Genomic DNA, 11999 nt, shown 5'->3' with positions numbered 1-11999 from the left:
GCGATGCGCTTGTGAAAGCGGGTGATCCGGCTCGCTAATTTGCTGACGAGAGTCCGCGATGGCGAGAAAAGGGGAAAGGATGGAACCAACGAGACGGAGCGCGTGGCGAGGTGGGCGCCACGGGATGGAAAAGGGCGGGAAGTCCCGCCCTTGCTCATCACTTGTCAGACAACCTTGATCAGAACTGCTGGAACCAGCGCTGGATCTGGGCCGGATCCTTGCTCTGGGTCAGGGAGAGCATCAGCAGGATGCGGGATTTTTGCGGGTTGAGGGTGCCGGAGGCCACGAAGCCGTATTTGGCATCATCGATCTCGGCATCCAGGGTGGTGGCGCCGGTCGGCACGCGGGCGGAACGCACCACGCGGATACCATCCTTGCTCGCCTGAGCCAGGGTATCGAACAGGGTATGGTAGAGGTTGCCGTTACCCACACCGGCACTGACGATACCGTCGAACTTGGCGTTCACCATCGCCTTGGCCGGCAGATCGGTGGCGTTGGCATAGTTGTAGACGATGCCAACCTGCGGCAGCTTGTCGAGCTTGCTCACGTCAAACGGCGTCTTGCTGGTGTGCAGACGGGCCGGAGTGCGCTGATAGTCGATCTTGCCGTTGTGGATGTAACCCAGCGGGCCGAAGTTGGGGGAGGCGAAGGTCTGCACCCCGGTGGTGTTGGTCTTGGTGACATCGCGGGCATCCAGCACGGTGTCGTTCATTGCCACCATCACGCCACGGCCCTTGGAGCTCGGGTCGGAAGCAGTCACTACGGCGTTGTAGAGGTTGAGCGGGCCATCGGCACTCATGGCGGTGGAGGGGCGCATGGCGCCAACCAGCACTACCGGCTTGTCGCTCTTGACAGTCAGGTTGAGGAAGTAGGCGGTCTCTTCCATGGTGTCGGTGCCGTGGGTGATGACGATGCCGTCCACGTCATCCTTGGCCAGCAGCTCGTTGACCCGCTTGGCCAGCTTGAGCCACACCTCGTCGTTCATGTCCTGGGAGCCGATCTTGACTACCTGCTCACCCTGCACGTCAGCGACGTTCTTCATCTCGGGAACGGCAGCAATCAGGGTCTCGATGGCTACCTTGCCTGCCTCGTAGTTGGACTGGGTAGCCGACTGGCCTGCCCCGGCGATGGTGCCGCCGGTAGCCAGAATATGGACGCTGGGCAGGGCCATTGCCATGGGGGAGAGGGTCAGGCCAACGACGGCGGCGAGCAGGGTCTTGCGGATCGGTAGGGTCATGCTGCAAATCCTTATGGTTGGAATAATCGCAGCAAGTTTGCCCATTTAAACAGCAATATCTGTGATAAAACTCACCAAAAGACAGGTGGGTACAGATTTTTAACCTGTTTAATACCTCTATAGAGATAAATTAACCTACCTGAAAGCCCTGGGCTTCGATCAGGGCGATCAGCTCGGCCTTGCTCAGCCCGCTTTCGATGACGGCCTTGCTACTGGCGAAATCGACGGTTGCGGTGGTTACCGCAGGCTGGGTCAGCAACGCTTTTTGCAGACTGGCGGCGCAGCCACCACAGGACATGCCGGACACGGTGAGTTCGATGGTCATGGAATATCTCCTCTGTTGATGGGCGCCAGCCTAAAGCTGCCGCCTCCGGCAAGGTCAAGCAGTCAGTACATCAGGCCCAGATAGTTCATCAGGGTCGCCCCCAGGCTGGTAGTAACCAGCGAGCCAAGGGTGGTGGTGGCGATAATGTTCGCGGCCAGTACGCTGTCGCCCCCCATGGCGCGGGTCATCACGTAGCTGGCCGCGGCGGTCGGGGTGGCGCTGATGAGAAACAGAATGCCGAGTTCCAGATGGCTGAAACCGAGCAGGGCGGCTCCCAGGGTGAACGCTGCCGGAATGAGGCACAGCCGCATGATGCTGGCCCAACCTGCCAGCGCCGCGCCACCGCGCAGGGCATCGAGACTGAGGGAGGCGCCGGTGCAGAGCAGCGCCAGCGGCAACGTCATGTTGGCGAAGTAGCTGCCGGTGGTGAGCAGCAGTTGCGGCATCTTGATACCGAGCAGGGTAAACGGCAGCGCCGCCACAATGGCGATGATCAGCGGATTCTTGATGATGCCGAGCAGAATGGGGCGGATCCCGGTGGCGCCGCCGAGACTGCGGGTCAGGGTGATGACCGCGAGGATGTTGTAGAGCACGGTCACCGCGCCGACATAGAAGGCCGCCGCCCCCAACCCCTCGTGGCCGTAGGCGTTCTGCACATAGGCGAGCCCTATGATGGCGCTGTTGCCGCGAAAGCTCCCCTGCACGAAGATGCCGCGCAGCCGTTGCTCGCCGATAAAACGGCCCGCCAGCAGCTCCAGCACCAGATAGCTGATAACGGTGGCCAGCAGGCCATAGCCGATAAACCAGAGGCTCGGCATGGTGGCGAAGTTGGTGCCCAGAATGCTGAGAAAGAGCAGGGCAGGCAGGGTGACCTGAAACACCAGTCGCGAGGCGGATTCGGTAAAGGGATCCGGTAGCAGTCCCAGCCGCTTGAGCAAGATGCCGAGCAGCAGCACCACGCAGATGGGGCCAGTGATGGAGAGGGAGAAGAGCAGACTGGCCAGCAGATCCATGATGAGCATCCTGTGCTGTGCCCACATACCCTGACGGCGGGGCAAAAAGGGCATTCTAACGCCATGGACTTGTATTCACAGGGGTTAATCACAACAATGTGGGCAATTCCACCGCCTAGCCTCCTGTGAGCCAATTCATGGACAAGAAACTGACCATCCTCGATATCGCCCGACTGAGCGGCGTCGGCAAGTCGACCGTCTCCCGGGTGCTCAATCAGGATCCCAAGGTGAAGCAGGAGACCCGCGAGCGGGTGGAGCAGATCATCGCCGAGCATGGCTTCGTGCCGAGCAAGTCGGCGCGGGCCATGCGCAGCCAGAGTCAGCAGGTGGTGGGGATCATCGTCTCGCGGCTCGATTCCAGCTCGGAGAATCAGGCGGTGCGCGGCATGCTGGAGACCCTCTACCAGCGTGGCTACGATGCCGTGCTGATGGAGAGCAAGTTCTCCCCCGCCAAGGTGCAGGAGCATCTGGCGGTGCTGGAGCGGCGCGGGGTGGATGGCATCATCCTGTTCGCCTTCAATGACTTGGACTATGCCGCCATGGCGCCGCTGAAAGAGAAGCTGGTGCTGGTCGCCCGCGAATACCCCGGTTTTTCTTCGGTCTGCTTCGACGATGCCGGAGCGGTGCGCACCATGCTGGCGCAGCTGGCAAGCCGTGGCGCCCGCGACATCGCCTATCTGGGGGTGGATGCCTCGGATCTCACCACCGGCCAGCGCCGACTCGACGCCTACCTCGGCTATTGCGCCGAGCAGGGGCTGGCGGCGCGCAGCGCCCTCGGCGATCTCAGCTTGCAAAGCGGCTACCGGCTGGCTGCCGAGCTGCTCACCCCGACCACTGGCGCACTGGTCTGCGCCAGCGATACCCTCGCCATCGGCGCGGCAAAATACCTGCAAGAACAAGGGCGTAGCGAGGTGCTGGTGACCGGCCTTGGCAACAACTCCATGCTCACCTTCCTCTTCCCCAACGCCCTCACCCTGGATCTCGGTTACAAGGGGGCAGGGGAGCAGGCGGCACGCCAGCTGCTTGGCCAGATCGAGCAGGAGCAGCCGCCGCTGGCGACCATAGCACCCTGCCGCACCCTGTGAGCCCCATCACTCTGGATTGAACAAAAAACGCGCTTTTTGTGACGCTGGCCACGAATTGGGAACGTTCCCATTTTGATCTGGCGAGATTGTCGGCATGCTAAATGGGAACGATACCAAAAGCGCTCGAGCCCAAAGAGTGGCTCGCAAGGGCGATGCAGACCACTATTCAATGGCGTCACAGAGGGAAGACCCATGTCCAAGATCAACGCACAGCACCTGGCCATCCTGATCGACAAGATCGGTGGCAAGGAGAACATCGCCACCGTCAGCCACTGCCTGACCCGGTTGCGCTTCGTCCTCAGCGATCCGGCCAAGGCTGACAGCAAGGCCATCGAAACCATCCCGGCGGTGAAGGGAAGCTTCACCCAGGGCGGTCAGTTCCAGGTGGTGATCGGCAACGAGGTGGAGCAGTGGTACAAGGCGCTGACCGAACAGCTCGGCGTCAGCGGTGGTAGCAAGGAGGCCGCCAAGCAGGCGGCGCGCCAGAACATGAACCCGCTGGAGCGGGGCATCTCCCATCTGGCGGAGATCTTCGTGCCGCTGCTGCCCGCCATCATCACCGGCGGTCTGATCCTGGGCTTTCGCAACGTCATCGGCGACATCAAGATGTTCGACGATGGTACTCACACCCTCACCGAGATCAGCCAGTTCTGGGCTCAGGTGCATGCCTTCCTCTGGCTGCTGGGTGAGGCGATCTTCCACTTCCTGCCGGTCGGTGTCTGCTGGTCTGCGGTGAAGAAGATGGGCGGCTCCGAGATTCTCGGTATCGTGCTGGGGGTGACGTTGGTGTCGCCGCAGCTGATGAACGCCTACGGCATCGGTCAGCAGACTCCCGAGGTGTGGGACTTCGGTCTGTTCGTGATCCAGAAGGTGGGCTATCAGGCCCAGGTCATTCCGGCGCTGCTGGCGGGTGTCTTCCTCGCCTGGGTGGAGACCAACCTCAAGCGGATCATTCCGGCTTACCTCTATCTGGTGATTGTGCCGTTTGTCTCGCTTTTGCTGGCAGTGATCGTGGCCCACGCCTTTATCGGCCCGTTCGGTCGCTGGCTGGGTGACGGCGTCGGTTTCGCTGCCAAGGCGGCCATGACAGGTTCGTTTGCCCCCATCGGTGCCGCCCTGTTCGGCTTCCTCTATGCGCCGCTGGTCATCACCGGTATCCACCACACCACCAACGCGGTGGATCTACAGCTGATGCAGAGCATGGGGGGCACGCCGATCTGGCCGCTGATCGCCCTCTCCAACATCGCTCAGGCTTCTGCCGTGGTGGGCATCATTTTGATTAGCCGCAAGGAGAACGAGCGGGAGATTTCGGTACCTGCCGCCATCTCCGCCTACCTCGGGGTGACCGAGCCGGCGATGTACGGTATCAACCTCAAGTACAAGTTCCCCATGCTGTGCGCCATGGTGGGCTCCAGCCTCGCGGCCCTTATCTGCGGTTTTGCCGGGGTGATGGCCAACGGCATCGGGGTAGGGGGCCTGCCGGGCATCCTCTCCATCCAGCCGCAATATTGGGCCGTTTACTCCATTGCCATGCTGGTCGCCATCGTGGTGCCGGTGGTGCTGACCCTGCTGGTCTACAAGCGCCAGCAGGCGGCCGGCAAGCTGGCCCAGGCCAGCGCCTGATTCCACGCATCAGGGCGACCCGCGGGTCGCCCTCTCCATTTTCTATTCGAGACAAGAGAAAGACCCATGAGCCAAACACCCTGGTGGCAGAGTGCCGTGATTTACCAGATCTACCCCAAGAGCTTTCAGGATTCCGCTGCCCGTGGCACCGGTGATCTCAAGGGGATCATGGCCCGCCTCGACTATCTCAAGACTCTCGGTGTCGATGCCCTCTGGCTGACCCCGGTTTACGTCTCCCCGCAGGTGGACAACGGCTACGACATCGCCGACTACCTTGCCATCGATCCCGCCTACGGCACCATGGCCGATTTCGAAGCGTTGCTGGCTGCCGCCCACGCGCGCGACATCCGTATCGTGATGGATATCGTGGTGAACCACACCTCCACCGAGCACGCCTGGTTCAAGTCGGCGCTGGGGGATAAAAACAGCCCCTACCGCGACTACTACATCTGGCGCGATCCGGTCGATGGCGGCGTGCCCAACAACTGGCAGTCCAAGTTTGGCGGCAGCGCCTGGGAGCTGGATGAGATCACCGGTCAGTACTATCTGCACCTGTTTGCCCGCGAGCAGGTGGATCTGAACTGGGAAAACCCGGCGGTGCGCGCCGAGGTGAAAAACATCATTCACTTCTGGGCGCAGAAGGGAGTGGACGGTTTCCGGCTCGACGTCATCAACCTCATCTCCAAGGATCAGGCGTTCCCGAACGACGAGGTGGGCGATGGCCGCCGTTTCTACACAGACGGGCCGCGCATCCACGAATTTTTGCAGGATGTGAGCCGCGATGTCTTTGCCCCCGTGGGGGCCATGACGGTGGGGGAGATGTCATCGACCAGTCTGGAACATTGCCAGCGCTACGGCGCCCTCGATGGCTCTGAACTCTCCATGGTGTTCAACTTCCACCATCTGAAGGTGGATTACCCCAATGGCGACAAGTGGACCAAGGCGCCGTTCGATTTCCTCGAACTCAAGCGCATCTTCAACCACTGGCAGAGCGGCATGCACGGCAAGGGGTGGTCGGCGCTGTTCTGGTGCAACCACGATCAGCCGCGCATCGTCTCCCGCTTCGGTGACGAGGGTGAGCATAGGGTCGTGGCCGCCAAGATGCTGGCCAGCACGCTGCACGGCTTGCAGGGCACCCCCTACATCTATCAGGGGGAGGAGATAGGCATGACCAACCCCGGCTATCAGCGCATCGATGACTATCAGGATGTGGAGAGCCGCAACATCTTCGCCATCAAGCAGGCCGAAGGGATGAGCGAGGCCGAGATCCTCGCCATTCTCGGCGCCAAGTCCCGCGACAACTCGCGCACTCCGATGCAGTGGAGCGCTGGGGCCAACGCCGGCTTCACCAGCGGAACGCCCTGGCTCAAGCCTGCCACCAACTACCCGGTGATCAACGCCGAGGCGGCGCTGGCCGACCAGCACTCGGTGTTTTGGCACTACCGGGATCTGATCCGCCTGCGCAAGACTCATCCCATCTTCACCCAGGGGGATTATCAGGAGCTGCTGGCGGGGCACCCGCAGATCTGGGCCTATGCCCGCCGCGCCAACGGCCAGACATTGCTGGTGGTGAGCAACTTCTACGGCGAGCCGGCCACCTTCGCCCTGCCGGAGGAGCTGGCCACCGGCAAGGGGCGCCTGCTGCTGGGCAACTACCCAGATAGCCCGGCCCGACCGCAGTCCTGTATGCTGCGCCCTTATGAATCCCTGATCTGGCTGGTGGAGTAGGCGATGAACGAGGTGATGACGAAGACGGCGGTGCGTGGCGCCGAGTGGCAGAAGATGGTAGCGGGGGCGCCTTATGATGCAGGCGACCCTGAGCTCAAGGCGGCGCGCGAGCGCTGCCGCCGGCTCTATCACACCTTCAACACCAGCTGGCAGGAGAAACCGGCGCGGGATGCCCTGCTCCATGAACTGCTCGGTGGCCGCGGCCAAGAGTGCGCCATCAACCCGCCGTTCTTCTGCGACTATGGCGCCAATATCTTCGTCGGCGAGAACTTCTACGCCAACGTGGGCTGCACCATCCTAGATGTCTGCGAGGTGCACATCGGCGACAACGTGCTGCTGGCGCCTGGGGTGCAGATCTACACCGCCGCTCACCCGGTTGCCGTGGCGCCGCGTATCAAGGGGGTGGAGTTCGGCAAGCCGGTTCGGATAGGCCACAACGTCTGGATTGGCGGCAGCGTCGTGATCTGCCCCGGCGTTACTATCGGTGACAACAGCGTCATCGGCGCAGGATCGGTAGTGACCAAAGATGTGCCAGCCAACGTGGTGGCGGCTGGCAACCCTTGCAAGGTGCTTCGACCGATGACGGCACAGGAGCTTGAAGGCGTTATCTAGTGGTGAACAGGGGCCATGAATGTTCGCGCTATCTGATTGATAGAAAAGTGACTTTCAGATTGTTTTGTATTCAGTGCTTATGTTCCGGGCCGCTTGGCCGATACTGTTGAGTGCAGGAGGAACCCTATGGATATATCAAGTTCTGCAAATGCGTCGTTTGGTTCTGCTCTGATGACGGCCAGTCTGGCCAAGAAACAGCAGACCCAAGAGGGCGAAGCTGCGCTGAAGCTGCTGCAAAACGCAGCGCAATCAGCGCCGGTTGCACCGACATCGGCCAGCGCTTCTCTGGGAAGCAAGATCGATATTCGCGTCTGACCCTAATGAAAAAGCCCCCATCTCGCGATGGGGGCTTTTTTATCTCTGCGATTTGGCGCGAGCCTCTTCCGCTCAGAGCGGGAAGGGGGCCGGCGCCTCGAAGGTCATCCGCTCGCCGCTGCGGGGGTGGCTGATGGTCAGGCTGGCCGCATGCAGGTAGAGATGGGGCGCTGCCGCCAGTGCATCCGGATGGGCGTAGAGGTTGTCACCCAGAATGGGGTGTCCCAGCTCCAGCATATGGACGCGCAACTGGTGGGAGCGACCGGTGATGGGGGTCAGCTTGATCAGGCTGTTGCCGTTCTCCACCTTCAGTTTCTCCCATAGGGTCAGGGCGTGGCGGCCCTCTTCGTGGTCAACTTTCTGTTTCGGGCGGTTGGGCCAGTCGACGCAGAGCGGCAGGTCTACCTGACCCGACTCGGCCTCCGGTTCGCCCCACACCCAGGCGAGGTAGTGCTTCTCGGTCTCCCGCTCGCGAAATTGTCGGCTCAGCTCCCGATGGGAATTGGGGTTGAGGGGAATGACAATGACGCCCGTGGTGGACATGTCGAGGCGATGGGCCGCCGCCGCCTTGGGGTGCTGCTGCTTCACCCGATGCAGGACGCTGTCTTCATTCTCGGGGCCGCGCCCGGGGACGCTCAGCAGGCCAGTGGGCTTGTTGACCACCATGATGTCCTTGTCCTTGAACAGGATATCGAGCCAGGGTTCCAGAGGCGGTGAGTATTCAAACATAAATGTCTCGCATCAGAAGGTGGGGGCAAGCCCCCATCAGTTATGGGTAACCACGATAAAGCGGCATTGGGTATCCAGTTTGAGCTGGGGCTGGCCGCTGTCGGTCGGTACCTTGTCAGTTATGGGTGACCACGATAAAGCGGATTGCATCCAGCTTGAGTTGGGTCTGATCGATCAGGTGGTGCAATTCTGCCTGCAGATTGCGCAGATAATCCAGTTCGCTGTCGCGCACGTTCGGGTTGACCGCCTTGAGCGCTTCCAGACGATCCAGATCCTGCTGCAGGGTCTGCGCCATCTGGGCACGGGCCTTGTCGACAATCACGGCTTTCAGCTCTTCGGCAATCGGTTGAGCCTGGCCAATCAGACCGTGGATCACCGGCTGGGACGCAGTGACCAGCTTGCTGCCGAGGTGGCGGTTGACCGGCGTCAGCTGGCGGTTGAAGGCATCGAACGCCACCTTCTCACCCAGATTCTGGCCGTTCTTGTCCATCAGCAGACGGATCGGCGTCGGCGGCATGAAACGGTAGAGCTGGGGATGGGCCGCAGACTCGGCAACGAAGATCAGCTCAAGCAGGATGGAGCCGATGGGCAGCGCCTTGTTCTTGAGCAGGGCGACCGAGGTAGCACCGATCTCGGATCCGAGGATCAGGTCGATGCCGCCGCGCATCATGGGGTGATCCCAGGAGAGCAGCGCCATGTCATCCCGCGACAGGGCGGTATTGCGATCGAAGGTGATGGTCATGCCGTCTTGCGGCAGGCCCGGGAAGCTGGAGACCAGCATATGATCCCCGGGGGTCAGCACCAGCGCGTTCTCGCCACGGTCATCCTGATTGACGCCGATCTCGTCGAACATCTTGAGGGCGAAGGAGATCATGCCGGTGTCGTCATCTTCGGCGGCCAGCTTGTCGACCAGCTGCTGGGCGGCGGCACCACCGCTGGAGTGGATCTCCAGCAGGCGATCGCGACCCTGTTCCAGACGGGCCTTGAGCGGCTCGTGCAGTTCGCGGGTCTTGATCAGCAGAGCGTCGAGGGTGGCCTGATCGCCGGTGTTGGCGGCCAGCAGCTCGAACAGTTCATCGCGCACCGCTTCGAATACCGGACGAGCGGTCGGGCAGGTCTGCTCGAACGCGTCCAGACCATCGTGATACCAGAGCTGCAGGGCGCGCTGGGAGGTGCCCTCCAGATAGGGAACGTGGATCTCGACGGTATTCTGCTGACCGATACGATCCAGTCGACCGATCCGCTGTTCCAGCAGATCCGGATTGAGCGGCAGATCGAACAGCACCAGATGACTGGCAAACTGGAAGTTGCGACCTTCTGAGCCGATCTCGGAGCAGAGCAGCACCTGGGCGCCACCATCCTCTTGCGCAAAATAGGCAGAGGCCTTATCCCGCTCGAGGATCGACATCCCTTCATGGAATACGGTGCCGCGGATCCCTTCACGGGTGCGCAGCGCCTCTTCCAGTGCGATGGCGGTGGCCGCTTCGGAGCAGATCACCAGCACCTTCTGCTGGCGGGCAGAGAGTAGCAGCCCCAGCAACCACTCGACGCGCGGGTCGAACTGGGTCCAGGTGGCGTTGTCGCCTTCGAACTGCTGGAAGATCTTCTCGGGGTAGAGGTAGCGCAGGGCGCGGGTCTGCAGATCGCCACCGTTGCCACCCATCATGCCCATTACCTTGATGGCGGTCTTGTACTGATCCGGCAGTGGCATCGGGTAGACGTTGAGATGACGCTCGGGGAAGCCCTGAATATTGGCGCGGCTGTTGCGGAACAGCACCCGGCCGGTGCCGTGCTGATCCAGCAGCTTGGCGACCGCCTGCTGACGGGCAGCTGCATCGCTTAAGTCCAGCCCTTCCAGCTGGCTGGCGAGGATCTGTTTGGCTGCATCACTCAGGGTCTCGCCTTCCAGCAGCTCTTGCGCGGCACTGGCGACCTGGCCATAAGCCTGCTCCTCGGCGAGGAAAGCCTCGTAGTCGTAGAAACGCTCGGGATCGAGCAGGCGCAGACGGGCAAAGTGGCTCTGGTGGCCCAGCTGATCCGGGGTAGCGGTCAGCAGCAGTACGCCCGGCACCTGTTCGGCCAGCGCTTCCACCATTTCGTAGGCGCGGCTGGGGGCCTCTTCACTCCACTCCAGATGGTGTGCTTCGTCGACAACCAGCAGATCCCACTCGGCTTCCAGCACCTGCTCGAAGCGACGACGCTTCTTGCGCAGGAAGTCGAGGCTGCAGATCACCAGCTGTTCGGTCTCGAAGGGGTTCTCTGCATCGGCGAATGCCTCGATGCAGCGCTCCTCGTCAAACAGGGAGAAGTGCAGGTTGAAGCGGCGCAGCATCTCGACCAGCCACTGGTGCTGCAAAGTCTCGGGCAGCAGGATCAGCACGCGATGGGCGCGGCCGGAGAGCAACTGCTGATGAATGATCATGCCCGCTTCGATGGTCTTGCCCAGACCCACCTCATCGGCCAGCAGTACGCGCGGGGCGTAGCGGTGACCCACTTCGTGGGCGATATAGAGCTGGTGCGGGATCAGGCTGACCCGGCCACCGGCCAGACCGCGAGTCGGATTGCGACGACGCTGGTGCTGGTTGATCAATGCCTCGTAACGCAGGGTAAAGCGGGACATCCGGTCAATCTGACCGGCGAACAGGCGATCCTGCGGCTTGTTGAACTTGATAAAGTTGTTGAGAAACACTTCCTTGAGGGCAACGGGCTCATCATTGTCGGTGCGCACACCTACATATATAAGCAGGCCGTTTTTCTCCTGCACTTCTTCGACCGTCATGGTCCAGTCTTCGTGACTGGTGATCTGATCGCCCACATTGAAGCTGACCCGGGTCACCGGCGCCTCTTCTTTGGCATACATGCGGTTTTCACCGGTAGCCGGAAACAACAGGGTAACCATGCGTCCTTCAACAGCAACGACAGTCCCCAACCCCAGATCCGTCTCTGTATCACTAATCCAACGCTGGCCAAGTGCAAAAGGCATTAAACTCTCCAAAGCCCAAGAGTGTGTGAATCGCAAAGGGGCGCTATGTTACCCGAAGGCGTGACCTCGATCACCATGCATATAGATGTAGAGAGACCAAATCGCCACAACCTTGATCTGCTCCCGCCGCCAGACCATATAAAGGTAGCGATATCGCCAAATGAGTGTGTTATTGCAGGATAAATGCGCTTTTTGGGTGATTAGTGAACGGTTGAGCCAAAAATGCGAATTTAATTCGAAAACCCCCTTGCAAGCGTGATCCAGATCCCTATAATGCGCCACATCGACAGGGCAAGCGGCAACGCAAACAACCTCGTCGATAACCTCGAAAAGCCTTTGAAAATAAGGC

Annotated in this window: 11 protein-coding genes; 5 read left to right on the top strand and 6 right to left on the bottom strand. The window is 61.1% G+C overall.

Features of this window, described 5'->3' with window-relative positions; genetic code table 11:
- Positions 1–178: 178 nt before the first annotated feature.
- The 3 genes from ansB to BSP75_RS08550 form a co-directional block, all read right to left on the bottom strand.
- Positions 179–1237 (bottom strand): L-asparaginase 2, encoded by a 1059-nt coding sequence (ansB, locus tag BSP75_RS08560; RefSeq protein WP_058053364.1) that lies wholly within the window; start codon positions 1235–1237, stop codon positions 179–181.
- A gap of 130 nt (positions 1238–1367) precedes the next feature.
- Complete coding sequence (locus tag BSP75_RS08555) at positions 1368–1562, bottom strand: heavy metal-associated domain-containing protein (RefSeq protein WP_075112892.1); 195 nt, start codon at positions 1560–1562, stop codon at positions 1368–1370.
- A gap of 62 nt (positions 1563–1624) precedes the next feature.
- Positions 1625–2575, bottom strand: coding sequence for an AEC family transporter (locus tag BSP75_RS08550; protein ID WP_058053362.1), 951 nt, complete (start codon positions 2573–2575; stop codon positions 1625–1627).
- 137 nt (positions 2576–2712) lie between these two features.
- Between BSP75_RS08550 and treR the strand changes: the two genes are divergently transcribed.
- The 5 genes from treR to BSP75_RS08525 all read left to right on the top strand — a co-directional run bounded on the left by treR (position 2713) and on the right by BSP75_RS08525 (position 7938).
- Positions 2713–3660, top strand: a complete 948-nt coding sequence (treR, locus tag BSP75_RS08545; RefSeq protein WP_075112891.1) for a trehalose operon repressor TreR — start codon at positions 2713–2715, stop codon at positions 3658–3660.
- A 192-nt stretch (positions 3661–3852) separates the two neighbouring features.
- On the top strand, positions 3853–5283 hold the full coding sequence (gene treB, locus BSP75_RS08540; RefSeq protein ID WP_075112890.1) for a PTS trehalose transporter subunit IIBC: 1431 nt from the start codon (positions 3853–3855) through the stop codon (positions 5281–5283).
- A 66-nt stretch (positions 5284–5349) separates the two neighbouring features.
- Positions 5350–7011: an alpha,alpha-phosphotrehalase gene (gene treC / locus BSP75_RS08535; RefSeq protein WP_075112889.1), complete on the top strand. Its 1662-nt coding sequence runs from the start codon at positions 5350–5352 to the stop codon at positions 7009–7011.
- Between the two features lie 3 nt (positions 7012–7014).
- Positions 7015–7623: a sugar O-acetyltransferase gene (locus BSP75_RS08530; RefSeq protein WP_075112888.1), complete on the top strand. Its 609-nt coding sequence runs from the start codon at positions 7015–7017 to the stop codon at positions 7621–7623.
- 126 nt (positions 7624–7749) lie between these two features.
- Entirely contained in the window at positions 7750–7938 is a 189-nt protein-coding gene (locus BSP75_RS08525) for a hypothetical protein (RefSeq protein ID WP_005336040.1), read from the top strand.
- Positions 7939–8010: 72 nt separating this feature from the next.
- On the opposite strand, the gene rluA is transcribed toward BSP75_RS08525, so the two are convergent.
- From rluA to BSP75_RS21920, 3 genes are all read right to left on the bottom strand, one after another.
- The gene (gene rluA / locus BSP75_RS08520; protein ID WP_042058808.1) at positions 8011–8667 is read right to left on the bottom strand and encodes a bifunctional tRNA pseudouridine(32) synthase/23S rRNA pseudouridine(746) synthase RluA; all 657 of its coding nucleotides are present in this window, start codon (positions 8665–8667) and stop codon (positions 8011–8013) included.
- A 115-nt stretch (positions 8668–8782) separates the two neighbouring features.
- Positions 8783–11650 carry an RNA polymerase-associated protein RapA gene (rapA, locus tag BSP75_RS08515; protein WP_075112887.1) on the bottom strand — a complete coding sequence of 956 codons (2868 nt, stop codon included), beginning with the start codon at positions 11648–11650 and terminating at the stop codon, positions 8783–8785.
- Positions 11651–11698: 48 nt separating this feature from the next.
- The coding region (locus BSP75_RS21920) for a hypothetical protein (RefSeq protein WP_216219158.1) at positions 11699–11999 on the bottom strand (301 nt) is incomplete at its 5' end.

It is taken from the genome of Aeromonas sp. YN13HZO-058, assembly GCF_001921245.1.
Classification (GTDB): Bacteria; Pseudomonadota; Gammaproteobacteria; order Enterobacterales; family Aeromonadaceae; genus Aeromonas; species Aeromonas allosaccharophila.
Note: the sequence above shows the minus strand (reverse complement) of the source record. Positions and strands in the feature narration are given on the sequence as shown.